Origin of the sequence: Klebsiella aerogenes (genome assembly GCA_029027985.1) — a bacterium.
Taxonomy (GTDB): Bacteria; Pseudomonadota; Gammaproteobacteria; order Enterobacterales; family Enterobacteriaceae; genus Klebsiella; species Klebsiella aerogenes_A.
This window is the reverse complement of record CP119076.1, coordinates 2,540,734-2,560,588: the sequence shown is the minus strand read 5'-3', so window position 1 is coordinate 2,560,588 and position 19,855 is coordinate 2,540,734. Positions and strand designations below refer to the sequence as shown.

At 55.1% G+C, this 19,855-nt stretch carries 19 protein-coding genes; 11 read left to right on the top strand and 8 right to left on the bottom strand.

The features are described from left to right. The 4 genes from livM (at position 1) to araJ (ending at position 4,130) form a co-directional block, all read left to right on the top strand. A complete protein-coding gene (livM, locus tag PYR66_12255; protein ID WEF26129.1) occupies positions 1 to 1,287 on the top strand; it encodes a high-affinity branched-chain amino acid ABC transporter permease LivM in 1,287 nt (428 codons plus the stop codon). After that, complete coding sequence (locus tag PYR66_12250; protein WEF26128.1) at positions 1,284 to 2,156, top strand: ATP-binding cassette domain-containing protein; 873 nt, start codon at positions 1,284 to 1,286, stop codon at positions 2,154 to 2,156. Before livM ends, PYR66_12250 begins: the two co-directional genes overlap by 4 nt. Next, positions 2,156 to 2,872 (top strand): ABC transporter ATP-binding protein, encoded by a 717-nt coding sequence (locus PYR66_12245; GenBank protein WEF26127.1) that lies wholly within the window; start codon positions 2,156 to 2,158, stop codon positions 2,870 to 2,872. The genes PYR66_12250 and PYR66_12245 overlap by 1 nt, the downstream gene beginning before the upstream one ends. Positions 2,873 to 2,948: 76 nt before the next feature. Next, a complete protein-coding gene (araJ, locus tag PYR66_12240; protein WEF26126.1) occupies positions 2,949 to 4,130 on the top strand; it encodes an MFS transporter AraJ in 1,182 nt (393 codons plus the stop codon). A 66-nt stretch (positions 4,131 to 4,196) separates the two neighbouring features. Here the strand turns inward: araJ and adhP are convergent, their stop codons facing one another. Next, positions 4,197 to 5,207, bottom strand: coding sequence for an alcohol dehydrogenase AdhP (adhP, locus tag PYR66_12235; protein WEF26125.1), 1,011 nt, complete (start codon positions 5,205 to 5,207; stop codon positions 4,197 to 4,199). Positions 5,208 to 5,459: 252 nt separating this feature from the next. On the opposite strand from adhP, the gene PYR66_12230 reads away from it, so the two are divergent. Further along, positions 5,460 to 6,074, top strand: a complete 615-nt coding sequence (locus PYR66_12230) for an inorganic diphosphatase (GenBank protein ID WEF26124.1) — start codon at positions 5,460 to 5,462, stop codon at positions 6,072 to 6,074. Between the two features lie 65 nt (positions 6,075 to 6,139). On the opposite strand, the gene PYR66_12225 is transcribed toward PYR66_12230, so the two are convergent. The 4 genes from PYR66_12225 to PYR66_12210 all read right to left on the bottom strand — a co-directional run bounded on the left by PYR66_12225 (position 6,140) and on the right by PYR66_12210 (position 11,251). Beyond that, entirely contained in the window at positions 6,140 to 7,846 is a 1,707-nt protein-coding gene (locus tag PYR66_12225; protein ID WEF26123.1) for an ABC-F family ATP-binding cassette domain-containing protein, read from the bottom strand. 354 nt (positions 7,847 to 8,200) lie between these two features. Beyond that, a complete protein-coding gene (locus tag PYR66_12220; protein WEF26122.1) occupies positions 8,201 to 9,898 on the bottom strand; it encodes an NAD-dependent malic enzyme in 1,698 nt (565 codons plus the stop codon). A 184-nt stretch (positions 9,899 to 10,082) separates the two neighbouring features. Continuing rightward, positions 10,083 to 10,223, bottom strand: coding sequence for a stationary-phase-induced ribosome-associated protein (sra, locus tag PYR66_12215; protein WEF26121.1), 141 nt, complete (start codon positions 10,221 to 10,223; stop codon positions 10,083 to 10,085). Between the two features lie 176 nt (positions 10,224 to 10,399). Continuing rightward, positions 10,400 to 11,251 carry a Vmh family MBL fold metallo-hydrolase gene (locus PYR66_12210; GenBank protein ID WEF26120.1) on the bottom strand — a complete coding sequence of 284 codons (852 nt, stop codon included), beginning with the start codon at positions 11,249 to 11,251 and terminating at the stop codon, positions 10,400 to 10,402. Between the two features lie 112 nt (positions 11,252 to 11,363). Here PYR66_12210 and PYR66_12205 point away from each other — a divergent pair, with 112 nt between their 5' ends. The 6 genes from PYR66_12205 (at position 11,364) to PYR66_12180 (ending at position 17,050) form a co-directional block, all read left to right on the top strand. Next, on the top strand, positions 11,364 to 12,248 hold the full coding sequence (locus PYR66_12205; protein ID WEF26119.1) for a LysR family transcriptional regulator: 885 nt from the start codon (positions 11,364 to 11,366) through the stop codon (positions 12,246 to 12,248). A gap of 45 nt (positions 12,249 to 12,293) precedes the next feature. Beyond that, positions 12,294 to 12,725: an OsmC family protein gene (locus PYR66_12200; protein ID WEF26118.1), complete on the top strand. Its 432-nt coding sequence runs from the start codon at positions 12,294 to 12,296 to the stop codon at positions 12,723 to 12,725. A 116-nt stretch (positions 12,726 to 12,841) separates the two neighbouring features. Continuing rightward, positions 12,842 to 13,711, top strand: a complete 870-nt coding sequence (locus PYR66_12195; GenBank protein WEF26117.1) for an oxygenase MpaB family protein — start codon at positions 12,842 to 12,844, stop codon at positions 13,709 to 13,711. 185 nt (positions 13,712 to 13,896) lie between these two features. Next, entirely contained in the window at positions 13,897 to 14,826 is a 930-nt protein-coding gene (locus tag PYR66_12190) for a cation diffusion facilitator family transporter (protein WEF26116.1), read from the top strand. A gap of 266 nt (positions 14,827 to 15,092) precedes the next feature. After that, positions 15,093 to 15,839, top strand: a complete 747-nt coding sequence (locus tag PYR66_12185) for a Dyp-type peroxidase (GenBank protein WEF30436.1) — start codon at positions 15,093 to 15,095, stop codon at positions 15,837 to 15,839. Positions 15,840 to 16,132: 293 nt separating this feature from the next. Further along, positions 16,133 to 17,050, top strand: a complete 918-nt coding sequence (locus tag PYR66_12180; GenBank protein ID WEF26115.1) for a bestrophin family ion channel — start codon at positions 16,133 to 16,135, stop codon at positions 17,048 to 17,050. Between the two features lie 53 nt (positions 17,051 to 17,103). On the opposite strand, the gene PYR66_12175 is transcribed toward PYR66_12180, so the two are convergent. The 3 genes from PYR66_12175 to PYR66_12165 are packed head-to-tail and all read right to left on the bottom strand — an operon-like array spanning position 17,104 to position 19,686. Next, positions 17,104 to 17,265 carry a DUF2474 domain-containing protein gene (locus PYR66_12175; protein ID WEF26114.1) on the bottom strand — a complete coding sequence of 54 codons (162 nt, stop codon included), beginning with the start codon at positions 17,263 to 17,265 and terminating at the stop codon, positions 17,104 to 17,106. Beyond that, positions 17,265 to 18,275 carry a cytochrome d ubiquinol oxidase subunit II gene (gene cydB, locus PYR66_12170; GenBank protein WEF26113.1) on the bottom strand — a complete coding sequence of 337 codons (1,011 nt, stop codon included), beginning with the start codon at positions 18,273 to 18,275 and terminating at the stop codon, positions 17,265 to 17,267. The genes PYR66_12175 and cydB overlap by 1 nt, the downstream gene beginning before the upstream one ends. Before the next feature lies 1 nt (position 18,276). Then, positions 18,277 to 19,686, bottom strand: a complete 1,410-nt coding sequence (locus PYR66_12165; GenBank protein ID WEF26112.1) for a cytochrome ubiquinol oxidase subunit I — start codon at positions 19,684 to 19,686, stop codon at positions 18,277 to 18,279. Positions 19,687 to 19,855 lie beyond the last annotated feature (169 nt).

The window sequence follows — 19,855 nt, the reverse complement described above, 5'->3', positions numbered from 1 at the left end:
ATGACGGACGTTTCTCGTTTAGACGGCATCGATATTAAGCGTAGCGTGATCGATAGCGTGTTGGCCGGTCTGTGCGCGTTGATTGTCTTTGGTCCGATCGTCGGCATTGTGCTGAAAGGCTACAGTTTTACGCTCTCCACGCAGCGCGTGGTCGTACTGGTGGCGATAGTGATGGCCGGACGCTTGCTGTTAAGCCTGTTGCTGCAAACCCGCGGCGGTAGGCGGTTTGCCGGGCGCTTTGACGGTAACGACCAGGGGGTCTATGTGCGTCCGCCCGGTTATCGTAGTCGGCTGCGTGTTGTCATCCCGCTGCTGGTGGTGCTGGCGGTGGCTTTTCCGTTGCTGGCGAGTAAATACCTGCTCACCGTGGCGATTCTGGGTCTGATCTACGTGCTGCTGGGGCTGGGATTAAACATCGTGGTCGGTCTGGCCGGGTTGCTGGATCTTGGTTACGTCGCGTTCTACGCCATTGGCGCGTACGGACTGGCGCTCGGCTATCAATATCTCGGTTTAGGCTTCTGGGCGGTGCTGCCGCTGGGGGCGGTGATGGCGGCGCTGGCCGGGGCGTTGCTGGGGTTTCCAGTCCTGCGTATGCACGGCGATTACCTGGCTATTGTCACTCTGGGGTTTGGTGAGATTATTCGCCTGGTGCTCAACAACTGGGTCAGCTTCACCGGCGGGCCTAACGGCGTTTCGGTACCCTCACCAACCTTATTTGGTCTGGAGTTTGCCCGCAGGGCGAAAGAGGGCGGCGTGCCCATTCATGAGTTTTTGCATACCAGCTACAACCCCAATCTCAAGTTTATCTTTATCTATGCCGTGCTGTTTATCGTGGTGCTGCTGGTGCTGTTGATTAAACATCGCCTGACCCGCATGCCGATCGGTCGCGCCTGGGAGGCGTTACGGGAGGATGAGATCGCCTGTCGGGCGATGGGGCTTAACCACGTGCTGGTGAAGCTGTCGGCTTTTATGTTGGGCGCATCGACCGCGGGGATCGCCGGGGTGTTTTTTGCCACCTATCAGGGGTTCGTCAATCCCACCTCGTTTACCTTTTTCGAGTCGGCATTAATTCTGGCTATTGTGGTGCTAGGGGGGATGGGATCAACGCTGGGCGTGGTGCTGGCGGCCTTCGTGCTGACGGTCACGCCGGAGTTGCTACGCGGTTTTGATGAGTATCGCGTCCTGCTGTTCGGCGTTTTAATGGTTCTGATGATGATCTGGCGGCCGCGCGGTCTGGTGCGTAGCGGACGAACGGGCGTTGAAATCCGCAAAGGGGTGGCGCCATGAGTGATGCCATTTTACAGGTCGAGCACCTGATGATGCGTTTTGGCGGTATTAAGGCGCTGAATGATGTCAATCTTGCGGTGGAACGCGGATCGATAACCGCGCTTATCGGTCCAAACGGCGCAGGGAAAACCACGGTCTTTAATTGTCTGACCGGATTTTATCGCGCCACCGGCGGCGCTATACGTCTCCATGCCCATCAACGAATGACCGATGTTATTCAGGTATTAGGGCAGAAACTGCATGCCGACGATTTCTTACATCCCGCCAGACTCGGGCGGCAGATGTACTACAAAATGTTCGGCGGCGCGCATCTGGTAAACCGCGCAGGGCTGGCGCGGACGTTCCAGAATATCCGCCTGTTTCGCGAAATGACGGTCATTGAAAACCTGATGGTGGCCCAGCATATGCAGGTTAACCGCCATCTGATCGCGGGGATCCTCAATACCCGCGGCTATCGGCAAGCAGAAAACCGCGCCTTAGAACGGGCTTTTTACTGGCTGGAAGTCGTGGAGATGGTCGATTGCGCCAACCGTCTGGCGGGTACGCTCTCCTATGGGCAACAGCGAAGGCTGGAGATTGCCCGCGCGATGTGCACCGGGCCGGAAATACTGTGCCTTGATGAACCGGCGGCGGGGCTTAACCCGGTGGAAACTCGCGCTCTGAGCCGAATAATCCGTTTTCTGCGCGAGCATCACGGCATTAGCGTATTGCTGATTGAACATGATATGAGCATGGTGATGGAGATTTCCGATCAGGTGATTGTTCTCGATCATGGCGATGTTATCGCCCATGGCACGCCTGCTGAGATCCAATCCAATCTGAGCGTCATCGCCGCATACCTCGGCACCGATGAACAGGAGATCGCCTGATGAGCCAACCGCTGCTGCAATTTTGCGAGGTTAATGTCTTTTACGGTCAGATTCAGGCGCTAAAGTCGGTATCGCTCGATGTTAATGAAGGGGAAACCGTGGCGTTAATCGGCGCGAATGGCGCTGGTAAATCCACGCTGCTGATGTCGATTTTCGGCCAGCCGCGCATTAGCGACGGGAAAATTATCTATCGCGGCAATGATATCAGCCGCCAGTCCACCCACTTTATCGCCACTAATGGCATTGCTCAGGCGCCGGAAGGGCGGCGAATATTCCCCGATATGACGGTGGAGGAAAATCTGCTGATGGGCACTATCCCCATCGGCAATCGCTTTCAGAATGAAGATAAGGCGCGGATGTTTCAGCTGTTCCCGCGCCTGGAGGAGCGCCGTGCGCAACGGGCGATGACGCTCTCCGGCGGCGAACAGCAGATGCTGGCGATAGCGCGCGCGCTGATGAGCAGACCGAAGCTATTACTGTTAGACGAACCGAGCCTCGGTCTTGCGCCGCTGGTGGTGAAACAGATTTTTACCGTGTTGCGTGAACTCACTGCGCAGGGGATGACCCTGCTGCTGGTGGAGCAAAATGCCCATCACGCGCTGAAACTGGCCAACCGCGCCTATGTGCTGGTTAACGGTGAAATTCGCTTGAGTGGTACCGGTGCGGCGTTACTGGATAACCCGGACGTCAGAAATGCTTATCTGGGGATGGGGTGAAGTGGCTTGTTAAGAATAAAATAGCGATGTGAAATCGGTTACACTAGCATTTTGCTGTCTTATAGCGACCGACTGTATGAAGAAAACTATTTTTTCCTTAGCGCTGGGTACCTTTGGCCTCGGTATGGCGGAGTTTGGCATCATGGGCGTGTTGCCGGAGATTGCTCATGATGTCGGCCTTTCTATTCCCGTCGCCGGCAATATGATCTCCTGGTATGCCGTCGGCGTCGTGATCGGCGCGCCAGTCATGGCGCTGTTCTCCCGCCGTTTCTCCCTGAAATCGGTCATGTTATTTCTGATGACGCTGTGTGTTGTGGGGAATGCGCTGTTTACCTTCTCCTCCAGTTATTCCATGCTGGCGCTGGGCCGTCTTATCTCCGGATTTCCTCATGGCGCGTATTTTGGCGTCGGCGCTATTATTCTGTCGAAAATCGCCCCTCCGGGAAAGGTGACGGCGGCGGTGGCCGGGATGATTGCCGGTATGACCGTGGCCAATCTGCTGGGCGTGCCGGGCGGCACCTGGCTTGGCCACCAGTTCAGCTGGCGTTACACCTTTACGGCTATCGCGCTGTTCGATGTGTTGGTGTTGCTGGCGATATTACGCTGGGTCCCGACGCTGTACGACCCGTCTACGGCGCGGCTGAGCGAACAATTCCACTTTCTCAGATCACCGGCGCCGTGGTTTATTTTTGCCGCCACCCTGTTCGGCAACGCCGGGGTTTTCGCCTGGTTTAGCTATATCAAGCCGTTCATGATGAATGTCTCCGGCTTTAGCGAATCGGCAATGATGTTAATTATGATGTTGGTTGGGTTGGGGATGGTGCTGGGGAATTTGTTGAGCGGCAGGATCTCAGGACGCTACAGCCCACTGCGTATTGCGGCAATGACTAATGGCCTGATTGTCGTGGTGCTGTTGCTGATCTTTACGTTCGGCGCCAATCCGTTGGCCTCGCTGACGCTGTCGTTTATTTGCTGCGCCGGGTTGTTTGCGCTGGCTGCGCCTTTGCAAATATTATTGCTGCAGAACGCGAAAGGCGGCGAAATGTTGGGAGCCGCGGGTGGGCAAATCGCGTTTAACCTGGGCAGCGCCATCGGCGCATTCTGCGGCGGAATGATGATGACCTTTGGCGCAGGTTGGCGTGCGGTGGCGCTGCCTGCGGCCGCGCTTTCATTCCTGGCGATGAGTGCGTTACTGCTGTACGCCCGCTACCAGCGACGGATGGCGCATCAACACGCCATCCGCGTGGAACAGGCCTGATTATCTTTTGGGCGAGAATAGTCAGTGGTTTAGCCTCTCCCTGAAAAGGAGAGGCGTGGGGGGAGGTTAACGGCGGAAGTCGATAACCATACGGCCACGAATCTGGCCCTGTTCCATCTCCTTAAAGATGGTGTTGATATCGCCCAGCGGACGCAAGGTAACTTTTGGCACCACTTTGCCTTCGGCGGCGAACTGGAAGGCTTCAATCAGGTCCTGGCGGGTACCGACCAGCGAACCCACCACTTCAATTCCATCGAGCACCAGACGCGGAATATCGAGGCTCATTGATTCCGGCGGTAGACCCACGGCGACGACACGGCCGCCGGCGCGTACCGCATCAACGGCGGAGTTAAACGCCGCTTTGGCGACGGCAGTCACCACTGCCGCGTGGGCGCCGCCGGTTTTCTCCTGAATAATTTTCGCTGCGTCTTCATTACGCGAGTTAACGGTCAGATCCGCGCCCATCGACGCGGCCAGTTCCAGTTGCCCGTCGTTGACGTCAACGGCGATCACTTTGGCGTTAAAGACATTTTTGGCATACTGCAGCGCCAGATTGCCGAGGCCGCCGAGGCCGTAAATGGCGATCCACTGGCCGGGTTTAATGTACGAGACTTTCACGGCTTTATAAGTTGTGACACCCGCGCAGGTGATGCTGCTGGCGGCAGCAGAATCCAGACCATCCGGTACTTTGACCGCGTAATTGGCGGTTACGATGCACTCTTCGGCCATCCCGCCATCGACGGTATAACCGGCATTTTTTACCGTACGACACAGGGTTTCGTTGCCGCTATTACAATATTCGCAGTGGCCGCAGCCTTCGAAGAACCACGCCACGCTGGCGCGGTCGCCCGGTTTCAGGGACGTCACTCCAGGTCCGACTTTTTCAACGATACCGATGCCTTCATGACCAAGAATGACGCCGGTTTTATCGCCGAAATCGCCATTTTTGACATGCAGGTCAGTGTGGCAAACCCCGCAACATTCCATTTTCAGCAGCGCTTCGCCGTGTTCGAGCGGGCGCAGCGTTCTATCGGTCACATCGATCTGGTGGTCATGGGTGACTACAGCAGCTTTCATGCGTTTCTCCTTGTGAGTGATACGAAATGGCGAACTGGGAAAACATTACCCATTAAGGATTAGTACATCCGCGGTGAATGACAAGACAGATGGCCGGCAATGTGGTTATTTGCCACTGATTTAGCTCGAAATTCATACGGTTGTATCAATTTTGGTAGGTCATTGAATTGCCATGAAATCGTCATCGATTTTTCATCCGTGATGTCTACCGTTGCGTTGAACCATTTCTAATAACGATAGAGTGACGACACAATGCATCTGGTAAAAACGCATCTGGCAAAAACTATTTTTGCCGCTACGCTGTTTCTTTCCACCACCGCTGGGGCGCACAACGTGCTGGAGTTCCCGCAGCCGGAAAATACCCCCGAGGAGTTTTACGCGGTGACCGAAATCCCGGCAGGCGGCATCATCAAGTATGAAACTGATGCCAAAACTGGCTTCATCATCGCCGATCGCTTTCAGTCAATGCCGGTCGCCTATCCGGCTAACTATGGCTCGTTAACCCAATCTCTGGCTGGTGACGGCGACCCGTTGGACGTGGTGTTTTACACCCGTGCGCCAATGGCGCCGGGGACATTGATTAAACTCCGCGCCATCGGGGTGTTGAAAATGATCGACGGCGGAGAGAAAGACGACAAAATCATTGCCGTACCGGCGAGCAAAATCGACCCGACCTATGACGACATTAAAAAGGTAGGCGATCTGCCGAAAATTGAGCAAGAACGTTTGCAGGCTTTCTTCCGCGTGTATAAACAACTGCCGGACGGACGTAAGAAAGTTGAACTTGATGGTTTTAACGATGCTGCTGCGGCAAAGCAGGAAATCAAAGCTGCATGGGATGCCTGGAAAGCTAAAAACCCGTCATAAATGGCGCCCGGCGGCGCCTGTAGACCCGTATTTCGGCAAGGTCTGACCTTGCCGAAATGTAACGGTTAGCTCAACTGAGTATTAATGTCTGCAATCTCCTTTCGCCACTGCGCCTGCAACTGAGGCTTCTGATGTTTCGGTTTACGTGCCAGATCGTCTGCTAACCGCTGCTCCAGCATGATCAATCGCTCCAACAGGTCATCGTGAACCTCAGTGGATGGTGTTGCCGATTTCTCTATGGCATCCACGGGGCGTTCGTCGCCGCGAAGACGGACATACACCTCGTCAACGTCGTGCCATTCGCTTAGCCCGTTTTCGTCAATCAGCCAGAAGCGGTTGCAGCTCTGGCTGATTAGCTGGCGGTCATGACTGACCAGCAGCAGGCCGCCGGGGTAGTCTCTCAGCGTGGCAGCCAGCGCCTCTTTACCGTCCATATCCAGATGGTTGGTTGGTTCATCGAGCAGCAGCAGGCTATAGCGCGCCAGCGACAGACCGACAAACAATAGTCGCGAACGTTCGCCGCCGCTCAACGAGCTGACCTTTTGCCCGTGACGCACCCAGCCAAATCCGGCGGAAATCAGCGCGCGTTTGCGTGTTTCCGACGAGGGCTCGAACGTTTCCAACGCCTCCAGCAAACTGGCATCATCCGCTAATTGGCACAGCGTCTGATCGTAATAACCCGGGTGTAACCGCGGATGCAGACGCAGACCGGCATCGGGAGACGGCTGGTGCATTTGCCGCCATAGCAGGCGCAGCAGAGAGGATTTACCGCCGCCGTTGCGCCCGATAATTGCTACCCGATCGCCGCTTTGCAGCCGCGCCAGTCCGGTGGTGAAGAGGGCGGGTAGCCCCGGCGCAGGCGGTACCGGCAGGTTCTCCATTTCCAGCAGGCGATCGGCGCGAACCGCATCGCCGTGCATTTCCAGACGCCATGGGGTACCGGCAGTGAGTTCCGTCTGGCTCTCCTTCAGGCGTGATACCTGTTTTTCCATCTGCTTGGCTTTGCGCGACAGATCTTCGTTATCGTACACCCGTCCCCAGACGGCCAACCGTTTGGCGCTGGCGGCGACGCGATCGATCTCTTTTTGCTCGGCCTTGTGACGCAGAGAATCGCTTTCATCCTGCTCATCCAGCGCCTGACGGGCGGCGCTGCAGGGCAGCGAGAACGCATGCAGAGTCTTGTCGCGTAAAATCCAACTGGTATTAGTTACAGCATCCAATAAGAGATTATCGTGTGACACCACGACGAAGCTCCCCTGCCAGGTTTGCAAGAAGCTTTCCAGCCAGAGCAGGGTCGGTAGGTCAAGGTGATTGCCCGGTTCATCCAGCAACAGCAGGTCGGGCTGCTGAATCAGGGCGCGGGCGAGCAGCAGTCGGGTATGTTGCCCGCCGCTGAGGGTGGAGGCTTGCTGATGGTTTTGCAGCCCGGTAAAACCCATTTCAGCCAGCAGCCGCTCTGCTTGCCAGCGCAGGGATTCCCGCTCGCCGAGCGGAAGCTTCTCCAGCACGACCTGCAACAACGGCTGGCGAAGTAACGCAGCAGGAAGATGCTGCTCAACCCGCGCCATCAGACAGTGGTTGGCCAGTGATACGCTGCCGGAGGTTGGCGTCAGGGTGCCGTCCAGCACCTGCAATAGCGTGCTTTTGCCGCAACCGTTATAGCCAATCAGGCCAATGCGATCGCCTTTTTTCAGGGTAAAGGAGAGGTCGTTGAACAGTGGGCCGAAGGCCGTATCAACATGCAGAGATTGTGCGCTTAATAATGTGCTCATGGTGAACTTACTCAAGAGTTACAGGCATGAAAATGCCTCGTCAAACATCGCTGACGATAACCCGGTAAGCCCGAGGAAGGGATTTAGTGGTTGGCTTCTTCGCTCAAGCTAAAGTTATCGCAGCACGATATCGATAACACTTGAGCTGGCACGATCGCCAAATGTATGTGAAACATTGAAAATTTCACAGTACAGCATGGGGATCCTCCTTATCTATTCAGTTAGTTAATGGGTGCAGGCAGTGTAGCGGCTAAATCGTCATTTGACCAGGTACAGTGATGGAATTAGCGGGAAAGCGGGGGATAAAAAAACGGGTCTGAATTGCAGACCCGTGATGAGGGTATAGATGCTGTATTAAATCGATGTCCGGCGATAGTTGCGGTATTCCGGATGCCAGAAATTATCGCTGATCGCCTGCAACAGCGCTTCGGCAGAGGTTTTTACCGCCACGCCCTGTTCCTGAGCCACTTTACCGACCGCAAAAGCGATGGCGCGCGACACGGCCTGAATATCTTTCAGCTCCGGCAGTACCGGGCCTTCACCGTTGTTCACCAGCGGCGAATGGTTGGCCAGGGTTTCGCTTGCCGCCATCAGCATCTCGTCGGTGACGCGTGAGGCACCTGCGGCAATGACGCCAAGGCCGATACCCGGGAATATATAGGAGTTGTTGCACTGTGCGATGGCGTACTGTTTCCCCTTAACGGTAACCGGGGTGAACGGACTGCCGGTCGCTACCAGCGCTTCGCCATCGGTCCAGGTCAGGATGTTCTGAGGGGTGGCTTCAACGCGGGAGGTTGGGTTCGACAGCGGCATCACGATCGGACGCGGGCAATGCCGGTGCATCTCGCGAATGATCTCTTCCGTGAACAGCCCAGGCTGGCCAGAAACGCCGATCAAGATATTCGGCTTGACGTTACGCACCACATCCAGCAGAGAAAGCGCCTCATTGGTGGTGTCCCACTGTTGCAGATTTTCACGTTTCTGCACCAGCTTATTCTGGAACGACAGCAGATTCGGCATGCCGTCGGTCAGCAGGCCGAAGCGGTCTACCATAAATACGCGCTGGCGAGCTTCTTCTTCGCTTAATCCTTCACGCACGATCTGCGCGATGATCTGTTCGGCAATACCGCAACCGGCGGAACCCGCGCCGAGGAAGACGATTTTTTGTTCGCTCAGCTGGCTGCCTGCGCCGCGACTGGCGGCGATCAGCGTACCAACGGTGACCGCGGCAGTGCCCTGAATATCGTCATTAAACGAGCAAATTTCGTGGCGATAACGGTTAAGCAGCGGCATGGCGTTTTTCTGCGCGAAGTCTTCAAACTGCAGCAGGACGTCCGGCCAGCGGTTTTTAATCGCCTGGATAACGTCGTCGACGAACTGATAATACTCGTCGTCAGTGACGCGCGGGTGACGCCAGCCCATATACAGCGGGTCGTCGAGTAACTGCTGGTTGTTGGTGCCGACATCCAGTACGACCGGTAGCGTGTACGCCGGGCTGATACCGCCGCAGGTGGTGTACAAGGACAATTTGCCGATCGGGATGCCCATGCCGCCGATACCCTGATCGCCGAGGCCGAGGATGCGCTCGCCGTCCGTCACTACGATCACTTTGACGTTGTGGTTCGGTACGTTTTGCAGGATATCGTCGAGATTATGCCGATTCTGGTAGGAGATGAACACGCCGCGCGCGCGACGGTAGATTTCTGAGAAGCGCTCGCAGGCGGCGCCGACGGTAGGGGTATAGATAACCGGCATCATCTCATCGAGATGATTGCCAATCAGGCGATAAAACAGGGTTTCGTTGGTGTCCTGGATGTTGCGCAGATAAATGTGCTTATCGATCTCGGTTTTAAACCCCTGATACTGGATCCACGCGCGTTCGGCTTGTTCTTCGATGGTTTCGACAACTTCCGGCAGCAGGCCCAGCAGGTTGAAGCTGCTGCGCTCTTCCATGCTGAAGGCGCTTCCTTTGTTGAGTAACGGGAACTCAAGCAGAACCGGGCCAGCGTAGGGGATATACAGAGAACGGTTTTTCTTATAGATGAATTGCATCGCACTAACTCCTTGATGTTCACTTCAGACCCGGGCGCGGCGATAAGCGAGCGGGCTGGCAGGAAATGCAGCGGGCAGAGTATAGAGCAGATGGTAACAAAGAAGGTAACGAAGCGTTGGATTGTTGTAAAAAAACACCATCCTGTTTAACGGATGGTGTTTTTATCATCACTCAGCTGAAAAATTAACCACCGCGGCGTTTGCGGCCCGTGGCGTGGATGTGGTTGACGGTAGTTTCTTCGTCGCCTTCCAGCACCACTTTTTTCTGGCGGGAAAGCTTGTAGTTCAGACCGAGAAGATGACGTGCCTGATGGTTCGATTTCATTCTTACTCCTTAATCCTGTTCTGGTTTCAAGGACAAGCCCGACGCAAGCCGGACGAAACGTAACCCTAAGAATGTCGCGTGTTGTAAATACGACGGGATCATCGTGGTCCATTTTGGGACGAATAGCAACCTTGCGCCGGTAGATTAAGAGCGTTCTTGATTCAGGCGCGGGTATATCACCATTTCATCTCGCCGGTATTCACTTTCGCGCTCAGCTCCAGCGAGCTTTCTTCTGCCAGCCCCGGATACTGCGCCTTCATGGATTTGATAACGTTGGCGGAATCTTTATGCGCTTTCAGCGTCTGCTCGAATTTTTGCAGATAGTCACGAGTAAAGACGATGGCTTTATCGCCAGCCGGCGGTGTTCCCAGATAGTGGCCCGGGATCACCTGCTGCGGATGCAGGGTCGCCATATCATCAAGGGTTTGGCGCCACTGCTGACGGCTCTCTGCGCTTTGGGTGTCGGCGGTCCACACGTGCATCCCCCAGGCGACGCCGGTGCCGCCGAGGATCGCTTTATTCGCAGGGATCCAGACGAACGCAGCATAGTTTCGTGGCTGAAGAATCGTTACTTTTTCGCCGTCGATGGTGAAGGTATTCGCGGCCAATACTTGTGGAACATAAACCTGTTTCGGCGCGCCGTCTTTCATTTGTGGGCCCCAATAAGCCAGCTTCGCGGCATGGGTTTCTTCGATATGTTTAACTACTTCGGCGGTGGCGACGATTTTGGCCTGCGGGAAGGCTTTTACCAGCGGCTCAAGACCAAAGTAGAAATCCGGATCGCCGGAGGTAATCACGATACGGGTCAGCTTTTTACCGCTTTTGTTGATCATCTCGACTAGCTTCTCGCCGTCTTTAACGCTGAACTGCGCATCAAACAGCACGGCCTCATGCGGGCCGGAGGCCAGCGTCGAGTTTACCGCGAAAATACCGTTCTCCTGCGGGTTATAGGTTTGCAGGGTCAACGGTGCGGCAAAGGCGGTGGTACTGAACAGGGCGGCGGCAACGGCCAGGGCGGATAATTTCATGTTGGTTTTCTCTCTATCAGGTGAATACGATTATTTTACGTTAATCTGGATTTGCGAAAATTCCTGAAAAAAGAGATGCTGAGTTTCATAAATCGTGCAGATGGATACGAGTATGGATCGAGTTATCGCCGCCCAGGTGTATATGCGCATATGCGAACTGGGTAGTTTAAGCGCGGCAGCCAGAGCGCTGGGGATGTCACGGCCGATGGTGAGCCGCTACCTGGAACAGATGGAGCACTGGGCCGGAACCCGGTTAATTCACCGTTCGACGCGCAAACTGACCCTAACCAGCGCTGGCGAAAAGGTATTGCAGAAAACGCGCAGCCTGACGCAACTGGCGGATGAGATTGCCGGGCAATCGGAACGCGCGGTGCCGAGCGGCACGCTGCGGGTCGCCTGCGCGCACTTTACCGCGATGCAGTTGCTATCGCCGCTGTTGCCGGAATTTCTCGCCCGTTATCCCCAGCTTCGTCTTGAACTTGATATCAACAACCACCCGGTCAGCCTGATTGGCGAACGTATTGACGTCGCCATTCGGATCACCGACAACCCGGAGCCAGGGGCGATCGCCCGTCGCCTCGGCGTCTGCCGTTCGGTACTTTGCGCGTCGCCGCGCTGGCTGAAACGGCACGGCCAGGTCAATACGCCGCAGGAACTGAGCCAGCATAACTGCCTGCACTATAGTCATTTCGCCACATCGACCTGGCAGTTTACCGACCCGCAAGGCGAGGCGGTCTCGGTAGCCGTTTCCGGCAACCTGAGCGCTGGGATTTCGTCGCTGTTACTGGAAGCGGCGGTTGCTGGCTGCGGTATCGCGATGTTGCCGGAACTGGAAGCCCAACGCGCGCTGAATAGCGGGGCGCTAAAACCGGTGCTGCCGGGTTACACGCCAAAATCACTGAGCGTCTATGGCATCTATTTGTCGCGGGATTATCAACCCAGCGCGCTGCCGTTATTCCTTGAGGCTATTCAGCAACAGTTGGCTCAGGCGAGTTAGACCTGTCCTATACTTACTCCTTTAACGTCCAAAAGGGGTGAAACGATGGCCATTCATAAGAAAGGTCAGGCGCATTGGGAAGGGGATCTGAAAAGCGGTAAAGGCACCGTCTCGACGGAAAGCGGTGCGCTCAACCAGCAGCCTTATGGCTTTAATACCCGCTTTGAGGGGGTAAAAGGAACCAACCCGGAAGAGCTGATCGGCGCGGCCCACGCCGCCTGTTTCTCGATGGCGTTGTCATTGATGCTCAGCGAAGCGGGCTATAAGGCAACCTCAATTGATACTGTGGCGGTGGTCACACTCGATAAAAGCGGCGGCGGCTTCGCCATCACGCAGGTCGCGTTGCAGAGCAACATTGTGCTGCCGGGTATCGATAAAGCGGTCTTTGAGCCGATTATCCAGAAAGCCAAAGCCGGGTGCCCGGTTTCCCAGGTACTGAACGCCGATATTTCCCTCGATTATCAGCTCAACGCATAATCCGATGTGTGTCCGCGATAGCGGGCACGCCTGCGTCTTAAAGTCACCGTCGGCAAATGCCTCCTGCCGCGAATAGTGGTATGTTGGGCTCGTTATGGATAGCGACGGGCAACGTAATGACCAGCATACGCGGCATGATTGAATCACAGGTCCTGGGCTTGACCGGGATGGCGTTAAAAGAGATTGATTTTGAAAACCCGAAGGGTGAGCCGGGATTATTCGGCCCGCAGTCGGCTATCTGGCAGGTACACGGCGATTTTACCTCGATGCTCTGCGGCGGGATTAGCGCGCTGTTATTACAGATGCTGCATCCGCTGGCGCTGGCCGGGGTATGGGATCATTCTCGCTTTCGCGAGGATATCTTTGGCCGTCTGCGCCGCACCAGCCAGTTCATCTCTGCCACCACCTTTGGCGCCACTGACGATGCCGAGAGATTGATTGCCAAAGTGCAAGGGATCCATCAACGCATCAGCGGCGTGGATAGAGACGGTACGCCGTATCGCGCCAGCGATCCGGCGTTATTAACCTGGGTCCACGTCGCGGAATGCAGCAGCTTTATGGCGTCTCATCTGCGCTATAAACGCACGATTATCACTGCCGCGCAGCAGGAACAATATTATCGCGAAGCGGCGGAAATCGCGCGGCGGCTCGGGGCGGAAGATATTCCGCAGACCCCGCGTCAGGTGGCGGACTATCTGCAGGATATGCGCCCGCATTTGCGTTGCGATGAGCGTACCGCGGAAGTCGCTCAGGTGTTGCTCGCCACCCGGCTGCCCGGGCGTTTAAGCCAGCCGGTGGGGCGCTGGATGATGATTGCCGGAATCGATTTGCTTCCCGACTGGGCGCAACAGATGCTGGCGATACCGATAAATCCGTTACAGCGCCACACTGCCAGAGCGGCCGTTCACGGCGTGGCGCGGGTGCTTCGCGCGTCGGTGCGCAACGGCGCTTATCATTGTGCGATGCGCCGGATGGCAACGTCATAAAAATAGCGCGCATACCATCGCGGATAAGGTATCGGCTATCACTCGCGCGACTAAAGCGAAATCATTCGTATTTATATTTTATAACCGTGGCTATTTATTTTAAATTTATTATCAACGGTCGCATTGATATTTGACGCCTCCGATGACGAGTAGGTTATTATCCCCTGCGTTATTGCGGAGGGGATATGGAAAATATAAAACAAAAAAATGATAATAAATATCATCAGCGTTCACGCGCAGCGCGAAAAAGCACGTTGGTTAGCGTGGTCGTTAATCTATTTTTATCAACGGGACAAATTATTGTTGGTCTGCTTTCAGGATCACAGGGACTTATTGCCGACGGCGTTCATTCTTTCTCCGATTTAATTGCCGATGGTGTGGTGCTGCTCGCGAATAAGAAAAGCCGTAAACCCTCCGACAGCGATCACCATTACGGTCACTGGCGCTATGAAAATGGCGCCTCACTGGTGCTGGGCGCCATACTGATGATCGTCGGCGTCGGCATGCTGTGGTCGGCGATGAATAAGCTGCTCCATCCGGAAACTATTCAGTCGGTACATATTACCGCGCTGTGGGTGGCGCTCGGTGCATTAGCTGCTAAAGAAACATTGTTCCGCTATATGCTGGCGGTAGCGAAGCGGATTCAATCCTCACTGTTAATTGCCAACGCCTGGCATGCGCGCTCGGATGCGGCATCTTCGGTTGTGGTGGCGGTGGGGATTGTTGGTAACCTGGCGGGAGTCGCCTGGCTGGATCCGGTGGCGGCATTGTTAGTAGGGGTATTGATTTCCCGAATGGGTTACACTTTTGCTGGCGATGCCTTACATGATTTAATGGATCGTTCCGTCGATGAACAAACCCAAAACGCGATACACGATACTATCGCTGCGACCCACGGCGTAGTGGGGTTACATGATTTAAAAACGCGTAAGGCGGGCGACTTGATTCTTGTCGATGTCCACATCGACGTGCCGGGTGAATTGTCGGTACGCGCGGGCCATGATATCGCCCTGGCGGTGCGGGAAAATGTACTGGCCCAGCACGAGGTGCTACAGGTGATGATTCACATTGACCCGTGCGAAGCGTCCGCCAGTGAGCTGGCCCACGCTGGATAACTCCATTTCGACTCCTGGCTGCAGGAGCCAACGCTATCTTGCCGTTAATTGGCAATAACAGAGGATGATATGAAAATTAACGAACCTCAGGCGATTACTTTACCCCTGCCGCGGACGGCGATCTTCATCGTGGCGACCATTGCCCGTAGCGCTGAACATCTGGCCCGCGTTCGCGATTGGTGTGACGATTTTGCCGCGGTCGTGCGTTCAGTTGGCACCCGGATGCCGAGGCAGGGATCTCCTGCATTTGCGGTTTCGGCGCCGATATCTGGCCGCAGCTGTTTGGCCAGCCGATGCCGCAGCAGCTGCATCCTTTCCGTCGCGTGGGCAGCGGCGAGCGCGTGGCGGTCTCCACGCCGGGCGATCTGTTACTGCATATTCGCTCCGATGACATGGGGTTAAGCTTTGAACTGGCGACGCAGTTGATGGACAAACTGGGTGATGCGGTGACGGTAGTGGATGAAGTCCACGGCTTCCGCTATTTCGACCGTCGGGCGATGATCGGCTTCGTCGACGGCAGTGAAAATCCGCAGGGGCGCGAGGCAGCAGATTTCACCATTATCGGCGATGAAGATACCGATTTCGCCGGTGGTAGCTACGTTATCGTACAAAAATACCTGCACGATATGGCGGGCTGGAACGCCTTAACCGTTGAGCAGCAGGAGCGTATCATCGGGCGTAAAAAAATGACCAATATCGAACTTGATGCCGAAGTGAAACCTACCTGTTCCCACAGTTCGCTGACCACCCTTGAAGAGAATGGCGAAGAAATTAAAATCCTGCGCGATAACATGCCGTTCGGTAAACCCGGCATGGGGGAGTTCGGGACTTATTTTATCGGTTATGCGCGCAGCCCGGCGCCGATCGAACAGATGCTGGAAAACATGTTTGTCGGCCGTCCGGCAGGCAACTACGATCGCTTGCTTGACTATAGCCGCCCGGTTACCGGCAGTCTGTTCTTTGTGCCTTCTGCGACGCTGCTTGAAGAATTATCCAGCCGCCAGGGCGAATAACCCTACGTAATATCAGTCATTACGCTGATTCTGAATTTTAATTTCCCCGGCCTGCTATGCAGGCCGCATATTGCCTGCCAAATAAAAAGAGCCCATAATTAAACCGCCGTTAATTTATCGCTAATTAATGGAGGGTATCAACGCGATGTCGTGTTTGTGTACAATAAAATAAAGCAATAAGTTAATAGATAATATCTATCCCCGTCATACTTCAAGCTGCATGTGTGTTGGCCGCAACTCGAATTATTTAGGGTATATACTGAGCTTAAATTGGCCTTTCAGGAAGTAATACAATGATCATCCGGCCAGAACAACACTGGTTTTTTCGTCTGTTTGACTGGCACGGCTCCGTGCTGTCGAAAATCGTTTTCCGCCTGCTGCTGAACGTACTGATGTCGGTTATCGCCATCATCAGCTATCAATGGTATGAGCAGCTTGGTATTCACTTAACCGTTGCGCCGTTCAGCCTGTTGGGGATCGCGATTGCGATTTTCCTCGGTTTTCGTAATAGCGCGAGCTACAGCCGCTTCGTTGAAGCGCGCAATTTATGGGGAACGGTACTGATTGCCGAAAGAACCCTGGTGCGGCAGCTAAAAAATATCCTGCCCGCCGAGCGCGAGACGCATAAGACACTGGTCAGCTATCTGGTGGCGTTCAGCTGGAGCCTGAAGCACCAGCTGCGGAAAACCGATCCGGCAGCCGATCTTTACCGTTTGCTACCCGCAGAGAACGTCGCGGAAATTCTCGCCAGCTCCATGCCGACTAACCGTATCTTGCTATTAATTGGCAATGAGTTGGGCAAACTGCGCGAGCAGGGCAAACTCAGCGATATTACCTATGGCCTAATGGATAACAAGCTGGATGAACTGGCTCATGTGTTGGGCGGCTGCGAGCGGCTGGCCAGTACGCCGGTGCCGTTTGCCTATACCTTGATTTTGCAACGTACCGTTTATCTGTTTTGCACGCTGCTGCCGTTCGCCCTGGTCGGGGATTTACATTACATGACGCCGTTCGTCTCGGTATTTATCTCTTACACCTTCTTGTCATGGGATTCACTGGCGGAAGAACTGGAAGATCCGTTCGGCACTTCGGCTAACGATCTGCCGCTGAACGCGATGTGCAATACCATTGAACGTAATCTGATGGATATGACCGGGCAGCATCCGCTACCGGAAAAAATGCAGCCCGACCGCTATTACAATCTCACCTGAGTCTGGCCTGCAAAGAGAAACGCCGGGCGGGGTATCCCGTCCGGCGTTGATGATTAGTGAGTACGCATTCCCGCCGCCGTCATCAGCAGCTTAAAGAAGGTGGCGACCACGCCGAGCGCCAGCACGCTGGCCCCCCAGATAATCACCAGCCACATGAGTTTTTGCCAGAATGGACGAGCGGGCGTCTCGACCGGTTTCTCCGAAGGCGTTGCCATCAATGATACCCCTCATCTGGTTTAACTTTGCCGCGAAACACATAGTAGCTCCAGCAGGTATACATCAAAATGACGGGAATAATCAGTAGCCCGCCGACCAGCATAAAGCCCTGGCTCTGCGGCGGCGAGGCAGCCTGCCAGATAGAGACCGACGGTGGAATGATATTTGGCCAGATACTGATCCCAAGCCCGCTAAAACCGAGGAACACCAGCGCCAGCGTGAGCATAAATGGCCCGTAACTGGCCTGACGATTGTAGGCGCTACGCACGATCCCCCAGCAGCACACCAGCACCAGCAGCGGCACCGGCATAAACCAGATGATATTCGGCATCGTAAACCAGCGGCGAGCGATCTCCGGATGGGTCAGCGGCGTCCAGATACTGATTAACGCCACAACCGCCAACAATGCCAGGGTCAGTGGAATGGCCAGTTCGGACATTTTGCGATGCAGCGGACCTTCGGTTTTCATAATCAGCCAGGTGCAGCCTAACAGCGCGTAGGCGATCACCAGCCCAACGCCGCAAAACAGCGGGAAGGGCGCCAGCCAGTCGAGGGTAGAACCGCTAAATTCGCGGCCGGTCACACTAAGCCCGTTCAGCAACGTGCCGACGGCGATGCCCTGGCTAAAGGTGGCGAGTAGCGAGCCGCCGATAAACGCTTTATCCCAGATTGGCCGATGTTCCGGCGTGGCTTTAAAGCGGAATTCGAAAGCGACGCCGCGGAATATTAGCCCTAACAGCATGGCGGTCAACGGGATGCTGAGCGCGTCGATAATCACCGCATAGGCCAGTGGGAAGGCGCCATACAACGCGGCGCCGCCGAGCACCATCCAGGTCTCGTTGCCGTCCCACACCGGCGCCACGCTGTTCATCATCATGTCGCGGTCGGTTTCATGTTTATTGAACGGGAACAGAATGCCGATGCCGAGATCGAAACCGTCCATCACGATATACATCAGGGTGGAGAAAACGATGATCGTGAACCAAATAATTGACAGATCGATACCCATATTATTTTCTCCCCGAAGTATTCATAGGTTCGCGTACCGCCGAAAGCGGGCGCGCTGGGGTCTGGTTCTGATGCGGGTCGTCAGACGATGGCTCGCTTTCCGGCCCTTTCTTAATCAGGCGAATCAGATAGACATAACCGACGCCAAATACCGAGGTGTAAACCACGATAAAGGCCAACAGGCTGAGAGACATATGCAGCTCGCCATGCGCCGAGACGGCATCCCGGGTACGCTGGACGCCATAGACCACCCACGGCTGGCGGCCAATTTCAGTGGTGAACCAACCCGCCAGCAACGCGACCAGCCCGGATGGCCCCATCAACAGCGCAAAGCGCAGGAACGGTTTCGAGGTGTAAAGTCGGCCGCGCCAACGTAGCCAGACGCTGACCACGCCGAGCAGCACCATTAACATGCCGAGACCCGCCATCACCCTGAACGACCAGAAGATGATCGTGGAGTTCGGACGATCCTCTTTCGGGAAGCTTTTTAACGCCGGCACCTGTTTGTCGAGGCTATGAGTCAGGATGATGCTGCCGAGGTACGGCACTTCGATTTTGTATTTAGTGCGCTCTTCGGCCATATCCGGCAGCCCCACCAGCACCAATGGCGTCGCTTCACCTGGTTTATTTTCCCAATGCCCTTCAATAGCGGCGATTTTCGCTGGCTGGTGTTCAAGGGTATTAAGCCCGTGCGCATCGCCGATCATGGCCTGAATAGGGGCGACGATCAGCGCCATCCACAGCGCCATGGAGAACATCTTACGGATCGCTGGCGTATCGTTGCCTTTGAGCAGATGCCAGGCCGCCGAGGCGCCGACGAAAAAGGCGCTGGAGAGAAACGCCGCCGTTGACATATGCAGCAGGCGGTACGGGAAGGAAGGGTTGAAGATGACTTTCAGCCAGTCCACCGGCACCACGACGCCGTTTTCGATGATGTAGCCTTGCGGCGTATGCATCCAGCTATTGGAGGCGAGGATCCAGAAGGTGGAAAACAGCGTCCCCAGCGCCACCATGCAGGTAGCAAAGAAATGCAGACCGCGGCCCACGCGATGCCAGCCAAACAGCATGACGCCAAGGAAACCGGCTTCGAGGAAGAAGGCAGTTAGCACTTCATAGGTCAGCAGCGGGCCGGTAATACTGCCGGCGAATTGTGAAAATCCGCTCCAGTTGGTCCCGAATTGATAGGCCATCACCAGTCCGGAAACGACGCCCATGCCGAAGTTTACCGCAAAGATTTTTGACCAGAAATGATAAAGCTGACGGTAGGTATCCTCTTTGGTTTTTAACCACAGGCCTTCCAGGACGGCGAGATAGCTGGCGAGGCCAATGGTAATGGCGGGAAAAATAATGTGGAAAGATACAGTAAATGCAAACTGTATCCGGGCTAAATAAAAGGCGTCTAATCCGAACATGATCCACCCCTGTACGACATTACTTCATTGTATTTATGGAATATTTTCTGCATAGCGGATATCGCTTTACCTGCGTAAAGCGTCCTGTTGATGACGATTGAATTACGGCGTTGTCGGGCATTGAAATATGTTAATGTCCTGGATAGTAAAGTTTAAAAATAATTCTTTA

What these genes read in the sequence shown, in the direction of transcription:
- adhP (WEF26125.1), bottom strand. Translation starts at nt 5,207, where the DNA reads ATGAAAGCTGCTGTAGTCACCCATGACCACCAGATCGATGTGACCGAT.
- cydB (WEF26113.1), bottom strand. Translation starts at nt 18,275, where the DNA reads ATGGGTATCGATCTGTCAATTATTTGGTTCACGATCATCGTTTTCTCC.
- PYR66_12200 (WEF26118.1), top strand. Translation starts at nt 12,294, where the DNA reads ATGGCCATTCATAAGAAAGGTCAGGCGCATTGGGAAGGGGATCTGAAA.
- PYR66_12225 (WEF26123.1), bottom strand. Translation starts at nt 7,846, where the DNA reads ATGAGCACATTATTAAGCGCACAATCTCTGCATGTTGATACGGCCTTC.
- araJ (WEF26126.1), top strand. Translation starts at nt 2,949, where the DNA reads ATGAAGAAAACTATTTTTTCCTTAGCGCTGGGTACCTTTGGCCTCGGT.
- PYR66_12190 (WEF26116.1), top strand. Translation starts at nt 13,897, where the DNA reads ATGGAAAATATAAAACAAAAAAATGATAATAAATATCATCAGCGTTCA.
- PYR66_12175 (WEF26114.1), bottom strand. Translation starts at nt 17,265, where the DNA reads ATGGCAACGCCTTCGGAGAAACCGGTCGAGACGCCCGCTCGTCCATTC.
- PYR66_12245 (WEF26127.1), top strand. Translation starts at nt 2,156, where the DNA reads ATGAGCCAACCGCTGCTGCAATTTTGCGAGGTTAATGTCTTTTACGGT.
- PYR66_12230 (WEF26124.1), top strand. Translation starts at nt 5,460, where the DNA reads ATGCATCTGGTAAAAACGCATCTGGCAAAAACTATTTTTGCCGCTACG.
- livM (WEF26129.1), top strand. Translation starts at nt 1, where the DNA reads ATGACGGACGTTTCTCGTTTAGACGGCATCGATATTAAGCGTAGCGTG.
- PYR66_12250 (WEF26128.1), top strand. Translation starts at nt 1,284, where the DNA reads ATGAGTGATGCCATTTTACAGGTCGAGCACCTGATGATGCGTTTTGGC.
- PYR66_12205 (WEF26119.1), top strand. Translation starts at nt 11,364, where the DNA reads ATGGATCGAGTTATCGCCGCCCAGGTGTATATGCGCATATGCGAACTG.
- PYR66_12195 (WEF26117.1), top strand. Translation starts at nt 12,842, where the DNA reads ATGACCAGCATACGCGGCATGATTGAATCACAGGTCCTGGGCTTGACC.
- PYR66_12180 (WEF26115.1), top strand. Translation starts at nt 16,133, where the DNA reads ATGATCATCCGGCCAGAACAACACTGGTTTTTTCGTCTGTTTGACTGG.
- PYR66_12220 (WEF26122.1), bottom strand. Translation starts at nt 9,898, where the DNA reads ATGCAATTCATCTATAAGAAAAACCGTTCTCTGTATATCCCCTACGCT.
- PYR66_12210 (WEF26120.1), bottom strand. Translation starts at nt 11,251, where the DNA reads ATGAAATTATCCGCCCTGGCCGTTGCCGCCGCCCTGTTCAGTACCACC.
- PYR66_12165 (WEF26112.1), bottom strand. Translation starts at nt 19,686, where the DNA reads ATGTTCGGATTAGACGCCTTTTATTTAGCCCGGATACAGTTTGCATTT.
- sra (WEF26121.1), bottom strand. Translation starts at nt 10,223, where the DNA reads ATGAAATCGAACCATCAGGCACGTCATCTTCTCGGTCTGAACTACAAG.